Origin of the sequence: Selenomonas sp. AB3002 (assembly GCF_000702545.1) — a bacterium.
Taxonomy (GTDB): Bacteria; Bacillota; Negativicutes; order Selenomonadales; family Selenomonadaceae; genus Selenomonas_B; species Selenomonas_B ruminantium_A.
The window spans coordinates 1,505,642-1,530,879 of record NZ_JNIO01000008.1 but is presented as its reverse complement, the minus strand read 5'-3'; the positions used below and the strand labels follow the sequence as shown (position 1 = coordinate 1,530,879).

At 50.6% G+C, this 25,238-nt stretch carries 22 protein-coding genes and 1 pseudogene; 19 read left to right on the top strand and 4 right to left on the bottom strand.

The features are described 5' to 3' along the window. Positions 1-70 precede the first annotated feature (70 nt). Positions 71-706, bottom strand: a complete 636-nt coding sequence (locus P159_RS0115265; protein WP_029545430.1) for an N-acetyltransferase — start codon at positions 704-706, stop codon at positions 71-73. 576 nt (positions 707-1,282) lie between these two features. Between P159_RS0115265 and P159_RS0115255 the strand changes: the two genes are divergently transcribed. The 18 genes and pseudogenes from P159_RS0115255 (at position 1,283) to P159_RS0115170 (ending at position 20,997) form a co-directional block, all read left to right on the top strand. Next, complete coding sequence (locus P159_RS0115255) at positions 1,283-2,071, top strand: HpcH/HpaI aldolase/citrate lyase family protein (protein ID WP_029545428.1); 789 nt, start codon at positions 1,283-1,285, stop codon at positions 2,069-2,071. 3 nt (positions 2,072-2,074) lie between these two features. Next, positions 2,075-2,887 (top strand): annotated as a pseudogene (locus tag P159_RS21295) (cation diffusion facilitator family transporter); the annotation flags it as partial. 71 nt (positions 2,888-2,958) lie between these two features. Beyond that, positions 2,959-3,096, top strand: coding sequence for a rubredoxin (locus P159_RS20805; protein WP_072004182.1), 138 nt, complete (start codon positions 2,959-2,961; stop codon positions 3,094-3,096). 303 nt (positions 3,097-3,399) lie between these two features. After that, positions 3,400-4,929 carry a glutamine-hydrolyzing GMP synthase gene (gene guaA, locus P159_RS0115240; protein ID WP_029545425.1) on the top strand — a complete coding sequence of 510 codons (1,530 nt, stop codon included), beginning with the start codon at positions 3,400-3,402 and terminating at the stop codon, positions 4,927-4,929. 104 nt (positions 4,930-5,033) lie between these two features. Continuing rightward, on the top strand, positions 5,034-6,623 hold the full coding sequence (locus tag P159_RS0115235; RefSeq protein WP_185753764.1) for a hypothetical protein: 1,590 nt from the start codon (positions 5,034-5,036) through the stop codon (positions 6,621-6,623). 17 nt (positions 6,624-6,640) lie between these two features. Further along, positions 6,641-7,612: a glycosyltransferase family 2 protein gene (locus P159_RS0115230; RefSeq protein WP_029545421.1), complete on the top strand. Its 972-nt coding sequence runs from the start codon at positions 6,641-6,643 to the stop codon at positions 7,610-7,612. A gap of 216 nt (positions 7,613-7,828) precedes the next feature. Beyond that, positions 7,829-9,838 carry a proton-conducting transporter membrane subunit gene (locus tag P159_RS0115225; protein ID WP_029545419.1) on the top strand — a complete coding sequence of 670 codons (2,010 nt, stop codon included), beginning with the start codon at positions 7,829-7,831 and terminating at the stop codon, positions 9,836-9,838. Then, the gene (locus tag P159_RS0115220; protein WP_029545417.1) at positions 9,835-10,725 is read left to right on the top strand and encodes an NADH-quinone oxidoreductase subunit H; all 891 of its coding nucleotides are present in this window, start codon (positions 9,835-9,837) and stop codon (positions 10,723-10,725) included. Before P159_RS0115225 ends, P159_RS0115220 begins: the two co-directional genes overlap by 4 nt. A gap of 15 nt (positions 10,726-10,740) precedes the next feature. Beyond that, positions 10,741-11,364: a hydrogenase gene (locus P159_RS0115215; RefSeq protein ID WP_029545415.1), complete on the top strand. Its 624-nt coding sequence runs from the start codon at positions 10,741-10,743 to the stop codon at positions 11,362-11,364. Positions 11,365-11,371: 7 nt separating this feature from the next. Beyond that, positions 11,372-12,883 carry a proton-conducting transporter membrane subunit gene (locus P159_RS0115210; protein WP_318253605.1) on the top strand — a complete coding sequence of 504 codons (1,512 nt, stop codon included), beginning with the start codon at positions 11,372-11,374 and terminating at the stop codon, positions 12,881-12,883. Continuing rightward, a complete protein-coding gene (locus tag P159_RS0115205) occupies positions 12,883-14,385 on the top strand; it encodes an NADH-quinone oxidoreductase subunit C (protein WP_029545411.1) in 1,503 nt (500 codons plus the stop codon). Before P159_RS0115210 ends, P159_RS0115205 begins: the two co-directional genes overlap by 1 nt. A 10-nt stretch (positions 14,386-14,395) precedes the next feature. Further along, the gene (locus tag P159_RS0115200; protein WP_185753763.1) at positions 14,396-14,932 is read left to right on the top strand and encodes an NADH-quinone oxidoreductase subunit B family protein; all 537 of its coding nucleotides are present in this window, start codon (positions 14,396-14,398) and stop codon (positions 14,930-14,932) included. Positions 14,933-15,395: 463 nt separating this feature from the next. Further along, positions 15,396-16,808, top strand: a complete 1,413-nt coding sequence (gene ltrA / locus P159_RS0115195) for a group II intron reverse transcriptase/maturase (protein ID WP_029545407.1) — start codon at positions 15,396-15,398, stop codon at positions 16,806-16,808. A gap of 266 nt (positions 16,809-17,074) precedes the next feature. Further along, positions 17,075-17,836: a hypothetical protein gene (locus tag P159_RS0115190; protein ID WP_051650401.1), complete on the top strand. Its 762-nt coding sequence runs from the start codon at positions 17,075-17,077 to the stop codon at positions 17,834-17,836. Continuing rightward, positions 17,833-18,696: a hypothetical protein gene (locus P159_RS0115185; RefSeq protein WP_029545405.1), complete on the top strand. Its 864-nt coding sequence runs from the start codon at positions 17,833-17,835 to the stop codon at positions 18,694-18,696. Before P159_RS0115190 ends, P159_RS0115185 begins: the two co-directional genes overlap by 4 nt. A gap of 19 nt (positions 18,697-18,715) precedes the next feature. After that, a complete protein-coding gene (locus P159_RS0115180) occupies positions 18,716-19,132 on the top strand; it encodes a hypothetical protein (RefSeq protein ID WP_029545404.1) in 417 nt (138 codons plus the stop codon). A gap of 55 nt (positions 19,133-19,187) precedes the next feature. Next, complete coding sequence (locus P159_RS0115175; RefSeq protein WP_029545403.1) at positions 19,188-19,781, top strand: hypothetical protein; 594 nt, start codon at positions 19,188-19,190, stop codon at positions 19,779-19,781. Positions 19,782-19,812: 31 nt separating this feature from the next. After that, positions 19,813-20,997 (top strand): hypothetical protein, encoded by a 1,185-nt coding sequence (locus P159_RS0115170; protein ID WP_029545401.1) that lies wholly within the window; start codon positions 19,813-19,815, stop codon positions 20,995-20,997. An 85-nt stretch (positions 20,998-21,082) separates the two neighbouring features. Here P159_RS0115170 and P159_RS0115165 read toward each other — a convergent pair whose 3' ends face one another. Together P159_RS0115165 and P159_RS0115160 are read right to left on the bottom strand one after the other, a co-directional pair. Next, positions 21,083-21,280 (bottom strand): hypothetical protein, encoded by a 198-nt coding sequence (locus tag P159_RS0115165; RefSeq protein WP_029545399.1) that lies wholly within the window; start codon positions 21,278-21,280, stop codon positions 21,083-21,085. Then, positions 21,270-21,716, bottom strand: a complete 447-nt coding sequence (locus tag P159_RS0115160) for a hypothetical protein (protein WP_029545391.1) — start codon at positions 21,714-21,716, stop codon at positions 21,270-21,272. Before P159_RS0115160 ends, P159_RS0115165 begins: the two co-directional genes overlap by 11 nt. A 408-nt stretch (positions 21,717-22,124) precedes the next feature. On the opposite strand from P159_RS0115160, the gene P159_RS0115155 reads away from it, so the two are divergent. Further along, positions 22,125-23,936, top strand: a complete 1,812-nt coding sequence (locus P159_RS0115155; RefSeq protein WP_029545389.1) for an IS1634 family transposase — start codon at positions 22,125-22,127, stop codon at positions 23,934-23,936. 371 nt (positions 23,937-24,307) lie between these two features. On the opposite strand, the gene deoD is transcribed toward P159_RS0115155, so the two are convergent. Continuing rightward, positions 24,308-25,018, bottom strand: a complete 711-nt coding sequence (deoD, locus tag P159_RS0115150; RefSeq protein ID WP_029545386.1) for a purine-nucleoside phosphorylase — start codon at positions 25,016-25,018, stop codon at positions 24,308-24,310. Positions 25,019-25,238: the final 220 nt, after the last annotated feature.

Sequence of the window (25,238 nt, the reverse complement as noted above, 5' to 3'; positions counted from 1 at the left end):
ATGTCTCCCTTCATGAAAATAAGACGGGGCAGTTTGCTCCGTCTTATCTTTGTTAGTTGCTATTTGGTCCTCAGAAAATCTGTCCTGGCAATACCAGCTTTTCTTTTTGGGGGAAGCCTGCCTCATACCGAGCGAAATCCTCAGGATTCTCATCTGCCACAAAGTAGCATGAGGGAGTGGCGTATTCCCCGTTGACTGAATCCAGGCAGCCGGGCACAAGTTCCTTGCACAGGAAGAAGGAACTGTCTGCTCCTTCAGGCAAGCCGTGGTAGCGGATTCCCTTGGAGTCAGCGGTCACAAAGCCACTCTTGCCGTAAAATTCAATATTTCCCTCGAAGCAGACCGCCTTGCAACCCGACTCGGCTGCCCGCTCCAGGGAATAGTCCAGCAGGATTTTGCCATAGCCCTGCCGTTTCCACTCGGGAGCAATGCAGATAGGCCCCATAGTCATGATAGGGAAAATCGTACCGTCATCACAGGCAATCTCTGCCTGCACAAAGACATTCTGCCCAATAATCTGTCCGTCCTTTTCCAGTACGAAATCCAGCTCCGCAACAAACTCCTTTGTCTGCCGCAAATGCTTCAGCACATAATGCTCCACACATCCAGGACGGTAGACATTCCAAAAGCTTTCCCGTACAAGATTCTCTACGATAGCATAGTCAGCTGGCATTTCTCTGCGAATCACATAGTTGTTCTTATTCATTGTTCTGCCTCCCATAGCAATCAGTCTATATTGCTTAAGGGCGGGAGGCTCCCAGTTGTCCTGCAAGCCTTCCGCTTACAGAACAAGCTCCAATGCACTTGTAAATTTACGCAAAAAGCATACTCCTGTTCATAAAATGTTAACTACATGACATAGCAAACTATTTGCCATATCATCGACAGAATTATAGCACTATTTCTTTCTTTTTGTCAAACATCTGCGATTATCTGCAGTTTGGATGTGCAAGTAGTTGAAATAGCAGGAGGCAGGGGGCGCTTTTATGGAGGTGAGGAACAGCACTGGAAAAATAAATTATGCTCTTTATAAAATTCGTTGTGATTTAGCGTTTTTCCTCTATCGAGTTCAGGAAGGGGAAAGTATATAACTCGGAAGAAGATGTCCCCCCTCTATAGGTGGGGGTGGCTAATATCATAACAGGCGGGAGCGCATATCTCCCGCCTCGTTGAAACGCTGATTGGAAGATTTTGTCTATCGACAAAATCTGAACAATGGCGTTATAATAAATCTGATTGGAAAATAAAGAATATTATGTATAAAATGGGAGGTATCGTGATTATGCCGATGGTGAAAGATTATCTGGAAAACAAATTCAAGCATAACATCGAGGCTGGGAAGCTGCAGTATGGCGTGGCCCAGGAAACTACTTCCATGGATGTGGCTGAGGTCCTGGCAACGTCAGGCTATGACTGGCTGTTCGTTGATGGGGAGCATGGCCCCCATACGGTTCAGACCATCCTGGCCATCGCCAGGACCGTGGCGGCCTATGATATGCAGCCCGTAGTGCGCATTCCCCAGGCGGGCACAGGCATCCTCAAGCAGCTCCTGGACAGCGGCATCCAGAACATCATCATTCCCAAAGTGGAAAGCGGGGAAGAAACAGAGGATATCATGTACTGGGCATCCTATGCTCCCCGGGGCAACCGCGGCATGGGAGCATCGGTAGTCAGGGCTGCCCGCTTTGGCCGCCACGAGGATTATTTCCAGCGGTCTGCCGAGGAAATCTGCATCCTGCCACAGATTGAAAGCCCCAAGGGCATCGAAAATCTGGAGGCCATAGCCAAGACGCCGGGCATAGGCGGCGTCTTCCTGGGGCCCATCGACCTGGCAGTGGAAATGGGACACGGTGTGAATATCTTCCACCCGGAAGTGGAAAAGGCCATGGACTATGCCATCACCCGCATCAAAGAGCTGGGGGTCCCCGTGGGCACCATTGCCGTTACGCCGGAGCAGGCCAAACACTTTGCTGACCTGGGTGTCAGCTTCTTGGGAGTGGGGGCAGATACAGCCTTCCTGACCCAGGGAGCAGATGCAGCCCTGAAGATGTTCAAGGATGGGATGAAGTAAGGCATGGAATCCCGTGAGAAAACAATCATCAGGACCAGCATCATCGGCATCGCAGCCAATTTATTCCTGGCCGCTGTCAAGGCAGTCATAGGCTTGGCCAGCAATTCCATCGCCATCATGCTGGATGCGGTCAACAATATTTCCGATGCAGCCAGTTCTCTTATTACCATCGTAGGAGCCAAACTGGCCGTCAAAGCGCCGGACAAGGAGCATCCCTTCGGCTATGGGCGCATTGAGTACATGAGCGCCATCATCATAGCCGTCCTTGTATTCTATGCCGGCACTACATCCCTGGTGGAGTCGGTCAAGCAGATTTGGCAGCCCGAAACTCCTGAGTACAGCACCGTATCCATCGTCATTGTGGCCCTGGTCGTGGTGGTCAAGATTGTGCTGGGTCGCTATGTCAAAAGCATGGGGGAAAAGGTGAATTCAGATGCCCTCATCAACTCGGGGGAAGATGCCAGGCTGGATGCGGTCATCTCTGCTTCCACCCTGGCAGCCGCCGGCATCTTCCTGTTGTTCGGCGTGCCCCTTGAGGCGTGGCTGGGTGCGATTATTTCTCTGGTCATCATCAAGGCAGGCCTTGATATGCTGAAGGAAACTGTGTCCAAGATTTTAGGGGAGCGCAATGACCCGGAGCTGGCCAAAAGCATCAAGCAGACGGTGCTCTCCTTTCCGGGAGTGCGGGGGGCTTACGATCTGGTTCTCAACAACTACGGTCCCGATACCTGGCATGGCTCCATCCATATCGAGGTGCCGGATACATATGGGGCGAACCAGCTGGACAAGCTGCTGCGGGAAATCATGATGGAAGTGATGAAGCAGCACCGTGTAGCTCTCACGGCCATCACACGAAAAAAGCTGCCACGGGCAAATATGTATGCTCTATCTGCGGCCAGGTCTACGACCCGGCTGTTGGCGACCCGGAGCATGGCATTCCGGCAGGAACTGCCTTTGAGGATTTGCCCGCAGACTGGAAATGCCCACGCTGCAAGCAGAGCAAGGACAAGTTCAGCCCCGCGTAAATGAGGCGGCAAATCTGTGCCGGGCGAAGACCACCACCACGAATCCCTCTGATATGGCAGCAGCTGTCGAGAAGCTGCTGTGATGCAGGAGGTATGGCTTGCATGAGAATAGCAGGGCTGCACATAGGCAGTCCTGCTTTTTGCGTTGAGGATAAGCAGGGAGGCAACTGGGAGATTTTGAAATTTGAGCATGCTCAGGCGCAGCCCTTGCTTTTATTTTCCTCCTGCCTATGGTATGATTAACAAAGATAGTATTGTTAGTAACGAGAGGGAGGAACCGTTTTGAGCAAGCCTGCAAAAGAAATGATTTTGGTGCTGGACTTCGGAGGTCAGTACAATCAGCTGATTGCCCGCCGGGTGCGTGAGGAGCATGTGTACTGCGAGGTGCACCCCCATACCCTGAGCCTGGAGAAAATCAGGGAAATGGCACCGAAAGGCATCATATTGACCGGCGGCCCCAACAGCGTTTATAAATCCGAGTCTGCCACCTGCAGCAAGGAACTCTTTTCCATGGGCATTCCCGTGCTGGGCATCTGCTACGGTTCCCAGCTCATGTCCCACCTGCTTGGAGGCAGGGTGGAGACGGCTCCCACCAGCGAATACGGCAAGACCGAGGTTCAGGTGGATAAGCATGCTTCCAAGCTCTTCAAGGAAGTGGACGGCAAGACCATCTGCTGGATGAGCCACACGGACTATATCGCCGCAGCTCCCGCAGGTTTTGAGGTTACGGCCCACACTCCCGTTTGCCCTGTGGCGGCTATGGAGAACGAGGCAGAGAAGCTCTATGCTGTGCAGTTCCACCCGGAGGTCATGCACACGGTGCAGGGCAAGACCATGCTGAAGAACTTTGTCTATGAGGTCTGCGGCTGCTCCGGCTCCTGGCAGATGGGCTCCTTCGTGCAGGAGACCATTGAGGAGCTGAAGGAGAAAATCGGCTCCGGCCGTGCCCTCTGCGCCCTGTCCGGCGGCGTGGATTCCTCTGTGGCAGCTGTGCTCATGTCCAAGGCCATCGGCAAGCAGCTCACCTGCGTATTCGTTGACCACGGCCTGCTCAGAAAGGACGAGGGAGACCAGGTGGAGGCCGTCTTCGGTCCCAATGGCCCCTACGATGTGAACTTCATCCGGGTCAATGCCAAGGAGCGCTTCTATGAGAAGCTCAAGGGCGTGACGGAGCCTGAGGCCAAGCGCAAGATCATCGGCGAGGAGTTCATCCGCGTCTTCGAGGAAGAGGCCAAGAAGATTGGGGCTGTGGACTTCCTGGTGCAGGGCACCATCTACCCGGATGTCATCGAAAGCGGCCTGGGCAACTCCGCTACCATCAAGTCCCACCACAACGTGGGCGGCCTGCCTGACTATGTGGACTTCAAGGAAATCGTGGAGCCTCTGCGCCTGCTCTTCAAGGACGAGGTGCGCACTGCAGGCCGTGAGCTGGGCATCCCCGAGTATCTGGTCAGCCGCCAGCCCTTCCCGGGCCCGGGCCTCGGCATCCGCATCATTGGCGATGTCACCGAGGAAAAGGTGAAGATTGTCCAGGAGGCAGACGCCATCTACCGTGAAGAAGTGGACAAGGCCGGCGTGAAAGGCCTGGGTCAGTACTTCGCCGCCCTCACCAACATGCGCTCCGTAGGCGTCATGGGTGATGGCCGCACCTACGACTATGCCATTGCTCTGCGTGCTGTGATGACCTCCGACTTCATGACAGCCGAAAGCGCCCAGATTCCCTGGGAGGTCTTGCAGAAGGTCACCAGCCGCATCGTCAACGAGGTCAAGGGCGTCAACCGCGTACTCTACGATTGCACCGGCAAGCCGCCTGCTACTATTGAATTTGAATAAGTTCTTTTATTGCTACAATGAATATACAGCAAAAGCTTAGCAATTTATCTCAGCAAGGTCTTGTTCTGGCTCTAATGTTTTTTGGAGCACTGTTGCAAAGGTGGTTGCCGGACAACGATTTATGGTTTATCCTGAATGGCGGTCGCTATGTAATGGAGCAGGGCATACCCCATACAGAACCTTTCACCGTTCATGCAGGACTTCATTTCGTGCTGGAACAATGGCTTACCGGGGTAATATTTTGGCAGATATATAACATTTTAGGAGAGACAGGACTGTTAGAGTTGATATTCTTTCTAGGTTGTGCTCTCATATATGCTTATTATCGGTTGTGCCTGCTTCTAAGCGAGGAGAATCGACAGGTTTCCTTTATGATGGCCTTGACAGTGGGAATAATGACGGCTCCTGCCTTTTTTGTGACCCGACCGCAAGTTATTTCCCTGCTTATATTCGTGACGGAAATATTTTTCTTGGAAAAATACCTCCGTACCTCAAAAAAATCTTATCTTTTAGTCTTGCCCTTGGCGTCTGTACTGGTTGTCAATCTTCACGCTGCCCTTTGGCCTTTTGTGTTTGTTCTGCTGGCTCCTTTTGTGCTTGATTGGCTAATGGGGAAATTTGGCTTGCCATCGTTTCATTTTCCCGGCAGCAAATTTTCGGTTCGTCCCTTGGCTGTAGCGGCGTTAGCCGCTTTTCTGGCAGGCTTTATAAATCCTTACGGTTGGGAAGCCATGACCTTTGTGCTTTATTCCTATGATCCGGTCATTCATGGACGTATAGCAGAAATACAAGCCGTTAACGCCGGGATACGTGAAGGGAAATATTTTTTTGCGTTGACAGCCTTGCTGATAGCGCTGCAAGCCAGAAATAGCGTTCCTTTGCGCTACTTTCTTTTGTTTCTTGGTACCATGTTAATGGGGCTGTTTTTCCTCCGCAATATGTTTTTGTTTTTCTTCTTGGGGACACTTCCCTTAGCCTATATATTCCGTGGATGGCACTCTAAGTTTCTGGCGAGAAATACCCGCACCAGTCCGGTTTTCGTTGTTCCTTTTTTGGCTCTTGCATTAATGGCCGTGTTATTGTTTTTGTCCAGGCCGGAACTGCATAATCTCACATATCCATGGATAGTGAAATTGTTTTTCCTGTTTGCATTCCTTTGTGGTACCATCAATCTATGGAGTTGCAGTAAAGAAGGAAAAGGCTTTGATCTGCATTGGCCTTCCACACAGCTAAAGGTTATGTCTGTTTCCCTGGTGGTACTTTCCTTCTATTGCTTTTCCAATTGGTATGGGGCGTGCAGGAGAGATGAGACCAATCACACCTTTGCGCCTGCGATAGATTATTTGCTGGCCATGCACCGACCTGAAGAAATTACCTTGTGGACTGGCTTTAACAGTGGTGCTTACCCAGAATTTCGTCGTATTAAGTGCTATATGGATGCCAGACCGGAAGTGTTTTTACCCTCCAACACGGGAATTGAGCACAATATTATCAAGGAATATTTTGACTTGGCGGATGAAAAGCTGGACTACAAGGAATTTTTCCGGGAAAACCATTTCGATTATGCTATGACTGTTCCGGGAGACGGGGCAATATATACATTGCTGCCCCATGATGAGGATTTCTTGCTGGTATATGAGCAAAAGAATGCTGAAGGTGAAGTAATGTGCCGGATATTCAAGGTGAACTTGTGATAGGAGACGACATTTTTATGAACAAGGAATATAATATTGCTGTTCTTATTCCTTGTTATAATGAAGCCTTGACCATTGCCAAGGTCATCACTGACTTCCGCCGGGCACTGCCATCGGCTGCCATTTATGTTTACGATAATAACTCTGTTGATGCTACGGCTAAATTGGCCCAAGAGGCAGGAGCGATAGTTCGTAAGGAGAGCCGCCAGGGAAAAGGTAATGTTATCCGTAGCATGTTTAGGGATATTAGGGCAGACTGCTATCTTTTAGTGGATGGGGATGATACTTATCCGGTGGAGAGTGCCGCTGAGCTCTGTCGTTTAGTTCTGATGGAGGGCGCAGATATGGCAGTTGGAGACAGACTGTCAACTACTTATTTTCATGAAAACAAGCGCCTTTTTCATGGTTTAGGTAACAGGCTGGTAAGGAAAATCATCGATCAGTTATGGGGAGATGCTACCTTTCGCATACTGGATGTAATGACGGGATATAGAGCACTCAGCCCCTTGTTTGTTAAGTCGTTTCCTATCCTCTCACAAGGCTTTGAGATAGAGACGGAAATGACAATTCATGCTCTGAACCATAATCTCCGAATCATGAGCACCCCTGTATCGTATCGGGACAGACCTTCTGGCAGCCACAGCAAGCTGTCCACTTTTTCTGATGGTGCAAGGGTTCTTCTTACCATTGCAGGACTTTACCGTGCGTTTCGTCCCTTGCGCCTCTTCGGTGGTGTGGCCCTAGCGATGGCATTATCTTCGTTGGGATTGTTTTTGCCGATTTTTGATACTTATTTGGCCACGGGGTTGGTGCCCAGAATTCCTACACTGCTTGTTTCTTCCTGTCTAATGCTGGGGGCGATGCTGTCATTGGCGGTGGGAATGGTACTTGATGCTGGAGTTATAGAAAGCCGGCGTCAGTACGAAATGCACTTGCAAACGGTGGCCATGCTGCTAGACAAAAATACCAATAAAGACATCCATGTTTGAGATGTTTTGCCTCGGCTGTGCAGCCGGGGTTTTTTGCTTGCTGCATATTGCTTGTCACAAGTTTTATATTATTTTCATGGGAATTTCAGTTTCCTCCTTTTCACCCTATATAAATTGTAGTATACTCATGGAGTTACATATCCGCTATGGACAGGCACGCTGGCAAGTTTAGGCATGTCTGTTTTTAATTTTTAGGTATTATTTTAGGGGGTAGGCATGGAACTTATCTTTATTGCCCTGGGGCTGTATGCCTTGGGGACTTGCTCTTTCCTGTGGCCTGAAAGATGGGAGCGGGGAGCCCATATGGTGGGAACCCTGCTCTCGGCCGGGGCAAGTTTTCTGGTGTTTCTTTCTGCCGCAGATTATATGCTGGGCTGGGGGGCGTTTTCCCTGCCGGGAGGCTGGCTCCTGCCGGTGGCTGCCTGGGGGCAGTTCAGTCTGGCGGCTGACCTTTGGAGCGGGTTCTTCCTGGCGCTGACGGGGCTTTCCGGCACGGCGGTGAGCATTTACGCTCTGGGTTATGCGGCCCATTATCAGGGCCACCGCTTGCGGCTTTTGACCGGGCTTTGGAACCTCTTTATCCTCTCCATGGTGCTGGTGCTCATTGCCGGGGACGGCTTCACCTTTTTGGTGGCCTGGGAAGTGATGGCTCTGGCCTCCTTCCTGCTTGTTTACCATGAGAATGAGAAGAAAGCCACGGTGCAGGCGGCTTATCAGTACATGGTCATGACCCATCTGGGCACGGCGGCCATCATGGCTTCCTTCTATCTCCTGGGCAGCGCCTCTGAAAGCCTGTCCTTCATGGATCTCTCCAAGAATGGCCTGACTGAGAATCTGCGCCATGTGGCCTTTGCTTTGGCCTTTATTGGTTTTGCCCTGAAATCAGGCCTGATGCCTCTCCATGTGTGGCTGCCCAATGCCCATCCGGCGGCTCCAAGCCATGTGTCCGCCCTTATGAGCGGCGTCATGCTGAAGGTGGCTGTCTACGGCTTTGGCCGCTTTGTCTTCCAGTTCCTGGGGGCGGAGGTCTTTGCCTATGGCCTGGTGGTTATGCTGGTGGGACTCATTTCTGCTTTCCTGGGGGTGCTTTATGCCACCATGGAAAAGGATATCAAGCGGATCCTGGCTTATTCCTCTGTGGAGAACATGGGCATCATCTTCACTGCCTTCGGGGCGGGCATGCTGCTCTTCTCCCTGGGCCAGGCCGGGCTGGCTGTGGTGGCCTTTGGGGCGGTGCTGGTGCATTCCTTCAGCCACAGCATCATGAAAAGCCTGATGTTCATGAGCGCCGGTGTGGTGATGCACGCCACGGGCACGAAGAATATCGAGCAGCTGGGAGCGCTTCTGAAGAAGATGCCCTGGACTGGCGTTTTCACTTTGGTGGGCTGTATGGCCCTTTCCTCCCTGCCCTTTACCAGCGGCATTTTGGGAGAATGGCTGACCCTGCAGTCCCTCATGTCCCTGGCTGACAGCGCCGGGACCCAGGGCCTTCGCCTGCTGGTAATCGTGGCCTTTATCCTCATGGGGCTGACTGGCGCCCTGGCTTTGGGCTGCTTTGTGCGCTATTTCGGCGTGGCCTTCCTAGGCCGCCGCCGGAGCGGTGCAGTGCTGAATGCCCATGAGGCCAGTCTGTCCATGCGCATTGGCATGGGCATGGAGGCGGTTTTCGTCATCTTCCTGGGCTTCTTCCCCAGCGAACTGCTGGGGGCTGCCACCCGGGCTTTGGGTGCAGGTTTTGGCAGCCTGAACGGGAGCATCTGGGGCATTGCCTGGCTGAGAAGCACGAGGGATCTGGCGGTTTACAGTCCTGTGCTGATCTTTGTTCTGGCGCTCTTGCTGCTGGTGGTGCTTGTCCTGCCCCTTATGGGTTCCAAGGTCTTTGCCAAAAGGGAAATCACCTGGAACTGTGGCACCTTGCCCACCCGTCGTCAGCAGTACACGGCTACGGGCCTGTCCAAGCCCCTGCGCCGGGCCTTCACTTCCATTCTGAGGCCCCGCAGGGAGCGGATTTTCCTCACTAGGGAACACGAATATTTCGGCAGGAGGCTTGAGTATCGCCTGAGCCTGCCTGAGCATTTCGAGCGCCTGCTTTACCATCCTGCGGAGCACCTGCTGGTGCGTCTGGCGGAAGTGCTGCGGGGGGTACAGCAGGGCAGTGTGCGTCTTTATATCGGTTATACTATGCTGGCCATGGTGCTGGTGCTTGTCTGGGGGTGGGCTAAATGATAAGTGAGATCGGATTCCTGCTGGGAGCATACCTTTTGCAGGCTTTGGCCCTGCTTCTCCTGGCGCCGCTGGTGGCCGGCCTTATCAACAAGGTCAAGGCCTTCCTGCAGAAGCGCCAGGGGGCCAGCATTTTCCAGGAGTATTTTGACCTCTACAAATGGTGGCGGCGTGAGACTATCCTCACTCCCTATACCAGCTATATCTTTATCCTGGCTCCCGTGATTTATCTCCTGACCAGCCTGATGGGAGCCGCCATGGTGGGCTGCCTGGAAGGCGGCTTTGATATGGGCGATGCCTTTATCTTTGTCTGCATCCTGGCTTTGGGACGCTTCTTCATGACCTTGGGCTCCATGGATTCTGCCACCGCCTTTGGCGGCATGGGCAGCTCCCGTGAGATCTACATTTCCGTGCTGGTGGAGCCTGCAGTGATGCTGGCGGTGCTGCTGAATGCTTCCCGCTACGGTTCTACCACCCTTTCCCGCATGGCTATCGACTACGGCAGCCTTTACTTCACCCTGCCCACGGTGCTGGCCTGCGTGGCCTTCTTCCTGATCATGCTGGCGGAGAACTGCCGCCTGCCGGTGGATAACCCGGACACCCATCTGGAGCTGACCATGATCCATGAGTGCATGACTCTGGAGTATTCCGGGCGCCTCCTGAGCTATATCCACCTGGGCAGCATGGTGCGCCTGATGGTGTTCCTGGTGCTCTGGGGCAATCTCTACCTGCCTCTGGCTATACCTCTGGCAGTGAAGGTGCTGCTGGGGGCTTTGCTCATTGGACTCATTGAAACTCTGGTGAACAAGATGCGCCTTTTCAAGGTGCGGATTTACCTGTCTGCCGCTGTGGTGCTGCTGATGGTGGCCTTTATGGCTGAAGCCTGGTAAGGAGGAAGGAGAAATATGAACGAACTGGTTATTTTTCTGATCCTTGCCGTGCTGCTGCAGACAAGGGTTATGGATCTGCGGCGCTCCGTGTACTGCCTGGCTTTTCAGTCCTGCCTGCTGGCCTGTGCCTGCCTGATTGTGGGACTGGTCCACGGGGGCGTGCATCTGGTGCCTGCCCTGCTGACCCTTCTGATCAAGGTTATTTTCATTCCTGGCGCCATCCTGCGGCTCATCGCCAAGCTGACGGATGAAAGGGAGATTGTCTCCGATATCGATGTGAACTATTCCACCCTGGCCGGGGCCCTGTTTTTGGTGCTGGGCTACGTGCTGGTGGACAATCTGGGAGCTTCGGCTTTTGGCCGTGACGTCATTGCGGCTTCCATCTTCATGATCCTGACGGGGCTTTCCCTGATGGTCATGAGGAAGAGGGCTATCATGCAGATCTGCGGTCTCATTACCATGGAGAACGGCATTTACCTTTTGGGACTTTTTGTTACCGAGGGGCTGCCCCTTATTGTGGAGCTGGGCGTGTTCCTGGATGTGCTCATTGCTGTGGTGGTGCTGGTGATTCTCACCAACCGCATGAGCTTGTCTTTTATGACTACTGATACTACCGTGATGAAGAAACTGAAGGGGTAAGGGGGTTATGATGGAATCTATGTTTACGATACAGGAGCTCCTGGATTTTGTGCTCCTTCTGCCCCTGGCTTTCAGCCTGCTGGCTGCCTCCGGCTTCTTCAAGGGCGGGGTGCTGCATTGGGCTGACCGCCTGACGGCAACTTTGGTGGCTGTGGCTGTCTGGCAGATTGTCCTGTTGTTCCCGGCGGACAGCAGCCTACATGAGGGCTTCATCTATCTGGATGCCCTGAGCCTTTGGATGCTCTTGATACTTTCCCTCTTGTATGTGGCCTTTTCCTGGACTAGCAAGGCCTATCTTGACAGGGATACCAATATCCGTTACGGCTATCTGCGCCGTTTCACCCATCTGGAGGGCCGTTTCTATGCCCTGTCCCACCTCTTTGTGTGGACCATGATGCTGGTGGTGCTGGTGGACAATATGGGCCTCATGTGGGTGGCTATCGAGGCTACCACCCTGATTTCCGCCCTGCTGGTGGCTTTCAAGTTCACCCGCACCTCTTTGGAAGCGGCCTGGAAATATGTCATGGTCTGCACCGTGGGCATCTGCCTGGCGCTCCTGGGCACTATCCTGCTTTACGATGCCCAGCTGCAGGTCCTGGGTTCCGAGCTGGCCCTGGACTTTGCTCATCTGGCGGAGCATGGCAAAGAATTGCCTGAGGGCCTGGCCAAGGTGGCCTTTGCCTTCCTCTTCGTAGGTTATGGCACGAAAATCGGTCTGGCTCCCATGCATGCCTGGCTGCCGGATGCCCATTCCGAGGCTCCGGCCCTCACCAGCGGCCTCTTGTCCGGCGCGCTTTGCATCTGCGCCCTCTATGTGCTGCTGCGGGCGGTGATCATCCTCCTGCCGGCGGTAGGTGTGGACTTCGTGCAGAGCCTGTTCCTGTTCTTCGGTCTCTTCACCATCGCCCTGGCAGTGCCCTTTGTGGTGGTGCAGCGTGATATCAAGAGAATGCTGGCCTATTCCTCCATGGAGAACTTCGGCCTCATGGCGGCAGGCTTCGGCCTGTTCCTGCCTCTGGCAGCCAAGGCAGCGCTGCTGCACATGATGAACCATGCGCTTATCAAGTACGCTCTGTTCTACCTGGCGGGCACCATCATGGAGACCTATGCCACCAAGAACATGATGCGCATTCACGGCATGATTGCCCAGTGCCCCAGGACGGCCTTTTTCTTCCTGCTGGCCATTGTGGGTATTTTGGGAATGCCGCCCATGGGCATTTTCTTCAGCAAGTTCTACCTGCTGCAGGGCTTCTTTATGGGTGGCACTCCCTGGCTGGGCGTGCTGGCCTTAGCGCTCTTGGCTGGCATGCTGATCGGCATCCTCTACCATGCCCTGCGCATGGTGGGGGGCAAGCCCCACCGCAAGGCTGCCGGCGAGCTGCTGGGCCGTCTTGATACGGCAGTGGTGGCAGCTCTGCTGATAGTCAGCGGTGTATTTGGCGCCCTGCTGCCGGAGCTGGGAAAATTTGACCAGCTTCTGAGCGAGGCTGCCAGGATTGTCATGAAAGGAGTGGCGTAATGAAGCTTGAAATCAAAGAAATAACGGCTGAAGCCCTCCTTTCCGAGGCTAAGGTTTATAACGAAGGCGGAAAGCACCCCCTTACGGCCATGTTTGGCAGGGATGAAACCAACGCCGAGGGCGGCTTTGCCGTCTATGCGGTGTTTGAGTTCCCTGAGGAGAAGGTGCACCGTGCCCTGAAGGCAAAGGTGGGGGAGAGCATGAGCTTCCCCAGCCTCAGCCATCTCATTCCCGCCGCCTCCTGGTTTGAGCGGGAGATACAGGATATGTTCGGCCTGAAGGCGGAAAATCATCCTGACCCGCGCCCCCTGGTGCTCCATGAGAATTTCCCCAAAGGCATCCATCCCCTGCGGAAGGACGCTCCCAGGGAAGTGGAGTTTATTGAGGGCAAGCATACTCACATGCACACGGTGAGCGGCGAGGGCACCTTCCAGGTGCCTGTGGGCCCCATCCATGCGGGCATCATCGAGCCGGGACATTTCCGCTTCAGCCAGGCTGGTGAGAGCATGCTGCAGCTGGATGCCAAGCTGTTCTATACCCATCGGGGTCTGGAAAAGATGATGGAGGGCAAGACGGCGCTGGAGGCCCATCCCATTGCCGAGCGCATCTGCGGCGCCTGCACGGCAGCCAATACCTGGAGCTACTGCCAGGCGGTGGAGACGGCTGCGGGTACCACTGTGCCCCGCAGGGCAGAAATTCTCCGCACCTTCATTTTGGAAATCGAGCGCATCACCAACCATGTAGGTGACTTGGGCAATATCCCTGCCGGCGTGGGCTTCTCCTTTGCGGTGAGCATCGGCACCCGGGCCAAGGAAGCCATGATGCGCCTGCAGGACGAGCTTACGGGGAACCGCTTCCTCAGGGGCTTTATCGTGCCGGGCGGCACGGCGAAGGACCTGGCTGGCAGTGAACTTGCTCAGGCAGAAGAAGTCCTCAGCGAAGTGGAGAAGAACGTCCTTGATCTGGAGCGGATTTTCGCGGAGCAGGACAGCTTCCAGGACCGCGTGCGCACCACGGGCATTGTGCGGAACAAGACCGCCCGGGACCTTGCCATGGTAGGTGTAGGGGCCAGAGCCAGCGGCTATGCCCACGACAGCCGGGCAGACTTTGGCTATGGCGTTTACCCCGAGCTGGCCCTCAAGGTAGTCACCGAGACCAGCGGCGATGTGGCGGCCAGGATTCTGGTGCGCATCGGGGAGCTGAAGGAATCCTTCCGTCTGGCAGGGAAGCTGCTGGAAATGCTGAAAAAAGAGCAGGGAGCACATTGCACCGAACTGGGCACGCCCCAGGGCGAGGCCGTTGGTGTCAGCGAATCTGCTCGTGGCAGCAGCTTCTGCTATGTGGCTTTTGACAAAGAGGGTCTGCTGGACCGCATTTTCGTGCGCAGCGCTTCCTATGCCAACTGGCCGGCCCTGCCCATTGCCGTGCAGGGGGATATCATTCCTGATTTCCCTCTGATCAACAAGAGCTTCGAGCTTTGCTACGCTTGTCTGGACAGGTAGGAGGAAAGATATGCTGAAATTACTTGAACGCCTGCTGAAGGAAAAGGTGGCAACGGAAGCCATCACCTTCAAGGAAGGGGAGGCCATGCCCTATCTGCCTGACGGCACGAAGGTCACGGCTGACATCATCAAGAGCCGCCTGGGCCGCTCCCTGCATGTGCGCCATCTGGACGCAGGCTCCTGCAATGCCTGCGATTTCGAGATGGGGGCCCTGTCCAATCCCCTCTACGACCTGCATCGCTATGGCATCCACTTCGATGCCAGCCCCCGCCATGCAGACCTGCTGATGGTGACGGGAGTGGTCACCAGGAATCTGGCAGAGGCCCTGAAGCGGTCCTACGAAGCCATGCCTGAGCCCAGATTGGTCATGGCCTGCGGCGACTGCGCCATAGACGGCGGCGCCTACGGCGAAAGCTACGCCATCGTAGGGCCTGCAGAGAAGGTAGTCCCCGTGGACATCTACGTCCCCGGCTGCCCGCCCCGGCCCAATGTGATGATAGCAGGACTGATTGCGGCAGCGGATATGCTGGCAGAGAAGCTTAAATAAGTCTGCAATAAATAGAAAAGCCCGGAAGGCAGTACCTTCCGGGCTTATTGTAGTGCGCCCGGCATGGGCGCACTCTAATGGGTGAAAGTCCCTAGACCGCCCGGTAGTGGGAAGGTCATAGCCGAACACCAAGGGTGTCCATCGTGAGGTGGAATCTGAAGGAAGGTGCAGGCAAATCTCTGGTCTGACGAACAGAAACCACATCAGGCTAAATCATGGGGATAAGGCCGCTGTACAGGTCGAAGTCCAATAGCTACACGGGACCATGAATAGTAAATGTGGCAGACACATGGAGAGAAAGAGTGCGTTCTTACCCGGGAAGGTCTCACGGACATGGCCAAAGCCATATAACATTGGCGGCCATGGTTGAAACAAGATTTGCCGTGAGAAGTCAGCCGAGGCCATAGTACCAGATGGGCTATAGACCGTATGGGAAGGGCCGAACCTTAGGAGATGTCAGCAAATGAATGTAACCAAGCGGATCCATAAAGGCAGAAAACTTCATAAAGAAGACTGGCCGCAAAAGGCAGCTGCGGAACAGCGAGAATATGCGGGAGTGCCCCGTTCTGTGCGGATTGCTGAAACGAGGGACATCATCGCAGACTTGCCAGCGGACAGTCTGCTGAAGCGGATACTATCGCGGGACAACATGAATAATGCTTTCCTCAAGGTAAAATCCAACCGTGGAGCAGGCGGAATCGACAAGATGAGCGTAGATGAGCTTCTGCCGTATCTTAGAGAACACCGCCTGAGCCTCCTTCGGCAGATAAAGGACGGCAAATACAAGCCGAACCCCGTCCGTCGGGTAGAAATACCCAAAGAAGAAAAAGGTAAATTCCGGAAACTGGGAATCCCGACGGTAGTAGACCGCGTGGTGCAGCAGGCCATCGCCCAGGTGCTCACGCCAATCTACGAATCGCAGTTCTCAGATGTAAGCTTCGGCTTCCGGCCGGGGCGTGGAGCACATGACACATTAAAAGCCTGTCGGAAATATGCCAATGAGGGGTATGTCTATGTAGTTGACATGGACTTAGAAAAGTTCTTTGACACAGTTTGCCAGAGCAAGCTGATAGAAGTGCTCTCCAGAAGCATAAAAAACGGCAGGACAATCTCGCTGATACATAAATATCTCAACGCGGGAGTAATCCAGCGGGGAATGTTTGAGAAAAGCGAAGAGGGCGTACCGCAGGGCGGGCCACTCAGCCCGCTGCTCAGCAATGTCATGCTGAACGAACTGGACAAGGAACTGGAGAGGCGGGGGCATAAATTTGTCCGCTACGCCGATGACTGCATGATACTGTGCAAAAGCAAGCGAAGTGCAGAAAGAACCCTGGCCAGCATAATCCCCTTCATAGAAAAGAAGCTCTTTCTCAAAGTGAACAGGGAGAAAACCAGCGTGGCACATATCTCAAAGGTGAAATACCTTGGCTATGGCTTCTACCGTTACAGAGGGGAATGCCGTTTCAAGGTGCACAAGAAATCCCTTGCCAAGATGAAGAACCGCCTGAGGGCGATAACGAACCGAAGCAAGGCGATAAGCAACGAGGATAGGCCGCTAATGCTGAAACAATTTGTTAAAGGCTGGGTGAACTACTTCAAGCTGGCGGATATGAAGAAAATGCTGAAACAGGTGGACGAATGGCTCCGGCGAAGGATAAGGGCAGTCTACTGGAAACAGTGGAAGAAGGTCAAAACGAGATACCGCATGATAAAGCAGTACAACCTGCCTGAATGGAAGGTACACGAACTGGCCAACTGCCGCAAAGGGATATGGAGAGCGGCACTAATGCTGAACCAAATCCTGACCAACAAAGAAATAGCCCGCCAAGGTTACATGACCATGACGAGCTACTATAAGCAAGTATGTGAAAACTAAGGAACCGCCGTGTACCGAACGGTATGCACGGTGGTGTGAGAGGTCGGCTGGTCAAATAATGGTCAGCCTCCTACTCGATTGGGACGTATCATTGTAGCAATTAGGTTAGTTGGTCAACATAAAGGCATTATAGTTGGGAAAATGCTAATGTATCAATAAAGTGAATAAATAGAAAATAATGAAAATGTCTTGCGGGGGGGGACTCTTGTGCTAAAATATAGTATACGGTGTAACATTGTAATGTATGTGTAGGAGGCGGGAAACTTATGTTGAAGAAGTTTTCTCAGGCAACCAAGGAAGCGCTAGGGAATTATGTGTATGTTTTATCCTGTCCTGATACCAAGAAGCCTTTCTACATAGGTAGAGGTAAAGGTGACAGAGTTTTTGAACACTTTAAAGAAAAAGAGGGAGATAATAAGGCCAAGCGTGAGAAGATAGATGGCATACTGAAGCAGGGGAAAGAAGTTGACATTGATATTCTTGCTCATGGCCTGACTGAGGCAGAAGCCGCATTGGTGGAGATGGCGGCAATAGATTTGATTGGCAAGCAGAATCTTACCAATGATGTTCGTGGCAAAGATGCAGGCAAGAGAGGTCGTGAATCTGCAAAGAATATTGACTCACGATATAGCGGGGCTAAACTGACAGAAGATGATATAACTGACAATGTTGTTCTGGTGAAAATAAACGAGCTTTATGAGCCGGACTTTGCGCCATTTGAGATTTATGAAGCTGCAAGAGGATATTGGGAAATGGATATAAAGCGGGCAAAGTCTGTAGATTATGTGCTTGCTGTATGCAACGGAATTGTATTGGAAGCGTACAAGCCCACAGAATGGCTGCCCGCTGGTACGACATGGCGCACAATCAAAATGGAAAATGAGAACTTGACAAATAGGGTGGAGTTTGTAGGGAATGTGGCGCCACAAGAAGTACATGATAAATATTGTGGAAAGTCTGTAGTGGAATTGTTTGGGAAATATCCGGGGTCTTTTAAGTATGTGGACAAGAGAAATGTAAAAATTTGAATGAAGAAAGCGGTGGAAAAATGAAGGCATATAGAATTATAGTTTTGATAATGTTAATTATATCTGCTGTGATAGGGACATGCTTTGCAAGTGATGCTTATAATAATAATCCTAATTATAAGGAGGTTTTTCCTGTTGTTGTTACGAATAATTTTTATTTTGATAAAAGTTCTGTGAAAGTACATAGATATGAACCGCCAATTTATGAGATTCAATTTGAAGTTGTATGTTATGACAGATTAGATCAGTCAAAAAACAAAAGAAATTATTACGATGTGCGTTGTAATTATGAAACAAAAAGCACACTTTTTAGGAAAGAGGACAATGAGTATTACACTCATAATGCTTATCAATCTGGAGGAACCTTAGCTAATATAGTCGTAGATGAGGCTTTTAAAGTAGCTTATGGCATACCTTTTTATAAGCAAATAGAAAATGGTCGAATAGCTCTTTGTAATATTTCTCCCCTACATGGGAGTTACGATAAAATAGTTAATCAACGATTTAGCGAATTAAATTTTGTAGGTAATCTTGAGTTAATAGATATAATAACAGGAATGAAAATGTGGTATTATCATGACAAGATTAGGGGGATAGGATTGCAATTCAAGAAAGATGACTCGCTGTCAGCTATAATGACTAATATGGGCGGCTATCATGGTGGTGAAATTATGCCTGATGGAATTAGAATAGGGTCAAGAGGGGAAGATATCATTGATAAATATGGTTCGATAAGTTTGGATACACCACCTACTGATAAAGCAGATTACCATTACTCGAGTCCAGATGGTTGCCATATGTGGCTTAGTACAAAGAATAATAAGGTTATACAGATATTCCTTTTTTGGCAGGAACCTTAATAGTGGGAGTGATGAAACTATGTTGGGGAGAATGGGAACTGCTTTGAGCATGGAGGCTATAGTTGCTAGTTTTGTGGTAACTGTACTTACTTGCCTTGCTGCTAGACAGTTTATAAAAAGTCGCATGAAAAATGAATCAGATCCAATACCGTTGGGAAATAATGGTTTTGAAAATAGTGCTCCATTTGGCATCTTGGGAGCAGAATTGCTGGACTATTACACCAGCAATCCGGCTCCCTATGTGGAAGATGCAGCTTTTACAACTGTTTGCGACACAATCCTGAATCTCATCGTTTTCGTGGCATTCTATGGGATTTTTACTTTGTTTGGGATAAGGAAAGATGATGATGCACGGCGGGCAGTGCTGGCGTTAGTATGTGTGCCTTACGTAAGCATAGGCTTGATTTTCCTTTATATGTATTTGGCAACGGCTTAAAGGAAATTCTTATCTTATGCAATAGGATCTTGATAAACACGGAGGTGGACGTGCAATGCGTGGGGAAGTCAGAATAATTGCAATATGCCTTATACTGATGTTGAGTTTGACATCTATGGCTTGCAAGACACGTTCGAGTGAAGCGGATAATCAGACGAACGTAGTGAAGGAAACACCTGCACCGGTTTCCAGCCAGGTCAAGACAACTAAAGCTGAGCCTAAAGCGGAAACAAAAACTGAGGCAAAAACTGCTCCTGCAAGTGTACCTAAAGTAACTGTCACCGAAAGTGATATGCAGGTAGCTGCAAATAATTTACTGGCTGCTGTAATAGCAGTTTTCCAAGGAGACACCGCAACAGCACATTCTTATCTGTTGAAAAATTCATCGGAAATTGATGCGGGGATTGTAGGTTTTGCAGTAACATTTAATTCAGCTTTGACAGCTGCGACGGGAAAAGAATATGTACCTTTCTATGTAAGCATAGCTAACTCAAGAATTGTAGATGGAAATACAATAGTATTTGACATAAATGTGCAAATTGAAGGGGATATAGTATATTATTCGGGGATTCTTATGAAACGCTCAAGTGGGACGTGGAAAATGCCAATCGAATCACTAATGAAAGCCTTGGGGGAAGGTGGATATTGAATGTAAGTGCCTATGCGGAAGGAGGAAGGAGATGATGTATGGGTGTTGTTCACTGAGATTTGTGGTCGCTTTTCTGTTGTTGCTGACTTATATTTTTTGTCTTACGGGCTGCACGCCAACAAGGGCATGGCTTAACTTTGATTATTTAGGTGGAACTGTAACTAGCCATAAGGCAGTAGAAGAGATAAATGGCTATCTCAAAGCTGAAAGTAGCGCAAAAAAACAGGCTGGACAACTGCTGTTTTCATATGGCGGAGCTGTGCCTGTTTTTGGGGATGCTTGGGTGAATAATGCCAATATTGAAATGTCCTTTGAAACCGAAGCAACCGGTAAAATTACGTCCATTGTTCTGGCGTTTTCTAACGTGGACAGTTCCACCATTGAGGCGGCAACGATTTTAGTAAAGGGTATTGCAGAAATGATTGATCCCATGGATTACGCATTTAGCGAAAAAAATAAGGTAGATATGCTAAATCATCTCGACCTATATCATTCAGATAGCAGAGTGCGTGTCTTTTACAATAACAATAATACCAGAGTAGAAAAACTTGATACTAATCAGTTATTTATTCCTATTACACTGATAAGATTCAGCAAGCAGGACAGCAAAACTTTAGATGTTTATTGCCAAGAGGTAGCATATAAATTATTGGAGCATCCAGAGTCTTTGCTGGCGATGCTCATAGGAGATGAAAAGTCATCGGTTAGTGATAACTCTGCCGTGAGTTCCGCATTAGGGGATAATAGGGGCAATAATGCAACCGTACAAAATGAAAGCCGTAATAGTAAGGTTATAACGACTTCTGTACCAGGAGTGTTTGCTGGCAATGACTTGTCGTTGGGAGATTTTTCAATCGGCGACAGTAAAGCAAAGGTTGACAAAATCCTCGGCAAGGCGCAAAAGGTACGTCAGGGAAATGAGGGACGTACTCATTATACCTATAACGATATGGAGGTCGTAATTTCCCAAGGAAAAATCAGTGCTCTCGTATCAAATTCACCGCTTGCAGCTACGCCTAGGGGCATACATGAAGGATCGTCCTTGCAGGATGTGTTTGATGCGTATGGCAGGGATTGTCTGGTATCACAATATGATGGCGATACGTTGTACGAATATGAAATAGTCTCGAATGATGCACATTCATGTTATTTGCGCTTTGCCGTAAAAGATAGCGACCAAAAGGTGGACTACATAAGCATGAGGTTTGCGCAATAGAGAGGATAGCTAGGGTTGTGAGAGAAGTATCTTCAACACAAAGTGGCCATGCACGGCGAAAGTGCATGGCCTTTGTGTTGTGGAATTATCCTATCTGCCGGAGCTTTTCAATAATGTCATCCATAGATGGCTCTGGGGAGTCGTATTTTTCTTTTGTGTAGTCTCCGCTTCCTTGTTCGAACTGCTGAAGGAAGCGCACTGTTCCCACAGGACCCAGTGCTTTTTTCAGGGCAAGCATGCCTGCAATTCTGACTTCGGCAGGGTTTTCTATATTAACCTTCATATTCCAGCACCTCCTCAATATATTCCAACGGATTCATCACTCGAACGGTAAGCGTGATTTTTCTGCATAGCTTGATCAATTTATCGTCTACAGTAAGGAAGATATCAGCCTCACCTATCTCTGCAGAAGCGACATGAAAGCTGTCCATGACGTGGAGTCCTTCCAGTTGAAGCTGTTTGGCACGCTGTTCAAGGGATTCGCTGTGAGCTATGCGTTCCGTGACTACTTGGCACAGGTCGGCAACTTTTGCTCTCTTTTCTGGATTCCGGATGGCGGCTATTTCCAAGCCAAGCGTGCCGCTGCCTAAAATGGTGTCGCCATTCATCAAAGAACGTGTGATGATGGCGAGAACAGAGTCTGATTCGAGGCGAACCCGCTCCTGTGACAAGTCATCGAACGGTCTGTTATAGCAGCAGCAATCAAGATAAAGCCTCATGTGCTCATCTCCTTTGCTAACATTTTATCATATAGAAAATGAATTTTCTATAACGAGTACAAGATATCCCCCACTTCTATAAGTGGGGGCGGTAACTTACTAACAGGCGGCGAGTTAATATCTCCCGCCTCGTGCGACGCGAAGCTAGTCCCTGTGGGAAAAGGCCAAGAGGAAGTTTTGCCTTCGGCAAAACTGGAACAATGGCCTTATAAATTCCTTGCGGAATGCATAAGGACGCAAGAAAAGACAGGAAAACAAGCCGTTTGTAATGGCAGGCATCCCGACTTTGCCACGAAATTTAAAATCAGACACCTAAAAAAGTAAGGAATTTCAAAGGTTTTCCTTGCTTTTTTATTGCTTTTATGTTATAATTATTTAGTAGGTATATATTTATATAAGGAGAGGACTATGTTTGTCGAGCTGTGCAAGAACAATGGCATCCCTTACCTCCGTCTGATGCAAAGCTGCCGGGTTGAAGACAGCCAGGGGCGCAAGGTCTCCCGCAAGAAGACCGTCATGAACATCGGCCCCTTGTCCCGCTTCGATGACGGCAAGCCGGATTTCGTGCAGCGTCTGAAGGATTCATACAAGAACGGAATCCCCATCATTGATTCTCTGCTTCCTTATGTCGATTCCCCACTGCCGCAAAAGCATGTCGTAACTTACGTCGAAGGAGAGGCTGCCTGTATAGGCGCGCCAAAACTCGTTGCACAGTTTCTGCTTGACCGACTGTTTGGGCAGCTGGGGCTGGACAAGCTTTGTGCAACTTTGAAGCACTCATTGGGACTTACATATGACCTGGCCGGATTCATACGCCTGCTCATTTTCGGGCGCATACTTCAACCTGCTTCCAAGTGGGAAACCGCACAGCAGAACGAGCAGTATTTTGCCCCGTTGGCAGATGTTTCCTATCCCTACCATATCTACGATGCACTGGATGTGCTGGCAGAGCACAAGGAACAGTTCATCCGCCGGATGCATTCTTCCATCTGCAAATCCGTAGGACGTTCCACGGCGCATATTTACTATGATGTCACGAACTTCTTCTTTGAGATAGAAGATCCAGATCCGGATGAGGTCGTAAACGGTGATACGAAAAAAGGCCTGCGGCAGAAAGGCGTTTCCAAGGAGAATCGCAGAGAGCCAATCGTGCAGATGGGACTTTTCCTTGATGACAACGGCATCCCCATAACCATTGAGTCATTCCCCGGCAATACCCTTGACCAGGCTACGCTGCGTCCTGCCCTGAAGAAAAGCATGGGGAGACTTGAGACGGAACGTTTTGTTCTGGTGGCTGACCGAGGCATGCATTCTTTCTACAACCTCTGTCATCTTGTCAGGGATGGACAGGGCTACATAGTAAGCAAGAGCATACGCAAGACCCCGAAGGCTGAGAGACATTGGATTCTGGAGCAGGAAGGCTATACATCCAAGGGCAGTTCCTTCCGTCTGAAATCACGTATTCTGACCCGCAGGGTAAAGGATGAGGACGGCAATACCGTGGAACTCAAAGAGAAAGTTGTTGTCTACTGGAGCGAACGCTTCTACAAGCGCGAGTACCACGAGCATAAGAGATTCCTGGATTTTCTGGAGAAACTGCGCAATAACCCGTCAACATTCCGCGTGACGGCAACACAGTCCCGCCAGCTCAAGAAATATTTCAAGAAAGAGTTTGTCCACAAGGAAACCGGGGAGATGATCGAGTCCGGCAAACTGCTGGGCATGCTGGATGAAGAAAAGCTTGAGGAACTAACGGCATACATGGGTTATTACCAGATTGTGACTTCGGAAACAGACATGGCCGATGAAGATGTTGTGGAGGCTTACCACGGGCTGACGCAGATTGAAGACCAGTTCAGGGAAATGAAGGGAACACTGGCTACACGCCCCATATATGTTTCAACAAGGGAGCATATACAGGCGCACCTCCTAGTATGCATGATGGCGCTGACAATGCTTCGCCTGATTCAGAAAAAGGTTTTATCTGCTGACCCTGGAGGAAATGCTGACAGTTTGTGGAGTTACGGCATTTCTGGCAGACGCGTCCAGTCAGCCTTGCAAAAATGGCAGATTGACAAGCTGCCCGGAGACCTTTACCGATTCAATAACACAATGGATGATGACCTAAAACGGATACTGTCTGCGTTCTCGCTGGATATTGTTCCTAAGCTTTACACCAGAGGTGATTTAAGAAAAATGAAGGCTGATATGGAACTTTGAAGTGTAGGTGTATATTATTTTCGAAAAAATAAGCACGAAGCCATATGTACTGTGGCTTCGTGCATTTTTTACGTGGCAAAGTCGGGTTTTATCATATAGAAAATGAATTTTCTATAACGAGTACAAGATGTCCCCCACTTCTATAAGTGGGGGCGGTAACTTACTAACAGGCGGCGAGTTAATATCTCCCGCCTCGTGCGACGCGAAGCTAGTCCCTGTGGGAAAAGGCCAAGAGGAAGTTTTGCCTTCGGCAAAACTGGAACAATGGCCTTATAAATTCCTTGCGGAATGCATAAGGACGCAAGAAAAGACAGGAAAACAAGCCGTTTGTAATGGCAGGCATCCTGTCTCTTTATGCTTATGGGATTTGTTTAGTCCTGAATAGCCGTCTCCAGCGCAATCTTCATCATATCGGTGAAGGTGGTCTGGCGTTCCTCAGCGGTGCAGGATTCCTTGGTCAGCAGATGGTCGCTGACGGTGAAGATGGCCAGGGCCTGTACATGGAACTGGGCGGCGATGGTGTAGAGGGCGGCAGCTTCCATTTCCACAGCCAGGATGCCATACCTCCTGAGGCGGTCGCTGTCCACATCATCGTCATAGAAGCGGTCGGCGGAGAAGATATTGCCTACCTTCACGGGCAGGTTCAGTTTCTCGGCACTCTCCACGGCCTTGCGCAGCAGGTCGAAGTCTGCAATGGGGGCGTAGTTGATGGCGGGACCGAAGATGCTCTTCATCATGCCGGAGTCAGTGGTGGCTGCCTGGGCGATGAGCACATCACGGAGTTTCACGTCTTCGTGCATGCCGCCACAGGTGCCCACGCGGATGAGTTTCTTGCAGCCGTACTCATTGATGAGCTCATGGGTGTAGATGGAGATGGAAGGCATGCCCATACCGGTGCCCTGCACGGAGACAGGCACGCCTTTATAGGTACCGGTGTAGCCCAGGATTCCTCTTACATGGGTGTATTCCTTGGCATCCTCAAGGAAATTCTCGGCAATGAATTTGGCCCGCAGGGGATCTCCTGGCAGGAGGATGCGCTCGGCTACCTGGCCCTTTTCAGCAGCAATATGTGGTGTACTCATGATGAAGCCTCACTTTCTGAATGTCTGCATTGTGAACTTAATGGACACCTGCGGTGTCCACACGCCCTTACACGAAATCTAAGTTCATCTGCGCCTCCCTAAAGGGACTAGCTCTGCTTTTGCAGAGCGTCGCTATGGGCTTGATTCACTAAGATTTCATAGTAAAAATTTTTATTCAAACTGACATTTATATTATAGGGAAAAAATGATAAAATAGAAA

Bases quoted from the DNA above. Each gene is read 5' to 3' on its own strand.
- P159_RS0115265 (WP_029545430.1), bottom strand. From the start codon at position 706: ATGAATAAGAACAACTATGTGATTCGCAGAGAAATGCCAGCTGACTAT.
- P159_RS0115255 (WP_029545428.1), top strand. From the start codon at position 1,283: ATGCCGATGGTGAAAGATTATCTGGAAAACAAATTCAAGCATAACATC.
- guaA (WP_029545425.1), top strand. From the start codon at position 3,400: ATGATTTTGGTGCTGGACTTCGGAGGTCAGTACAATCAGCTGATTGCC.
- P159_RS0115230 (WP_029545421.1), top strand. From the start codon at position 6,641: ATGAACAAGGAATATAATATTGCTGTTCTTATTCCTTGTTATAATGAA.
- P159_RS0115225 (WP_029545419.1), top strand. From the start codon at position 7,829: ATGGAACTTATCTTTATTGCCCTGGGGCTGTATGCCTTGGGGACTTGC.
- P159_RS0115220 (WP_029545417.1), top strand. From the start codon at position 9,835: ATGATAAGTGAGATCGGATTCCTGCTGGGAGCATACCTTTTGCAGGCT.
- P159_RS0115215 (WP_029545415.1), top strand. From the start codon at position 10,741: ATGAACGAACTGGTTATTTTTCTGATCCTTGCCGTGCTGCTGCAGACA.
- P159_RS0115210 (WP_318253605.1), top strand. From the start codon at position 11,372: ATGATGGAATCTATGTTTACGATACAGGAGCTCCTGGATTTTGTGCTC.
- P159_RS0115205 (WP_029545411.1), top strand. From the start codon at position 12,883: ATGAAGCTTGAAATCAAAGAAATAACGGCTGAAGCCCTCCTTTCCGAG.
- P159_RS0115200 (WP_185753763.1), top strand. From the start codon at position 14,396: ATGCTGAAATTACTTGAACGCCTGCTGAAGGAAAAGGTGGCAACGGAA.
- ltrA (WP_029545407.1), top strand. From the start codon at position 15,396: ATGAATGTAACCAAGCGGATCCATAAAGGCAGAAAACTTCATAAAGAA.
- P159_RS0115190 (WP_051650401.1), top strand. From the start codon at position 17,075: ATGTTGAAGAAGTTTTCTCAGGCAACCAAGGAAGCGCTAGGGAATTAT.
- P159_RS0115180 (WP_029545404.1), top strand. From the start codon at position 18,716: ATGTTGGGGAGAATGGGAACTGCTTTGAGCATGGAGGCTATAGTTGCT.
- P159_RS0115175 (WP_029545403.1), top strand. From the start codon at position 19,188: ATGCGTGGGGAAGTCAGAATAATTGCAATATGCCTTATACTGATGTTG.
- P159_RS0115170 (WP_029545401.1), top strand. From the start codon at position 19,813: ATGATGTATGGGTGTTGTTCACTGAGATTTGTGGTCGCTTTTCTGTTG.
- P159_RS0115165 (WP_029545399.1), bottom strand. From the start codon at position 21,280: ATGAAGGTTAATATAGAAAACCCTGCCGAAGTCAGAATTGCAGGCATG.
- P159_RS0115160 (WP_029545391.1), bottom strand. From the start codon at position 21,716: ATGAGGCTTTATCTTGATTGCTGCTGCTATAACAGACCGTTCGATGAC.
- P159_RS0115155 (WP_029545389.1), top strand. From the start codon at position 22,125: ATGTTTGTCGAGCTGTGCAAGAACAATGGCATCCCTTACCTCCGTCTG.
- deoD (WP_029545386.1), bottom strand. From the start codon at position 25,018: ATGAGTACACCACATATTGCTGCTGAAAAGGGCCAGGTAGCCGAGCGC.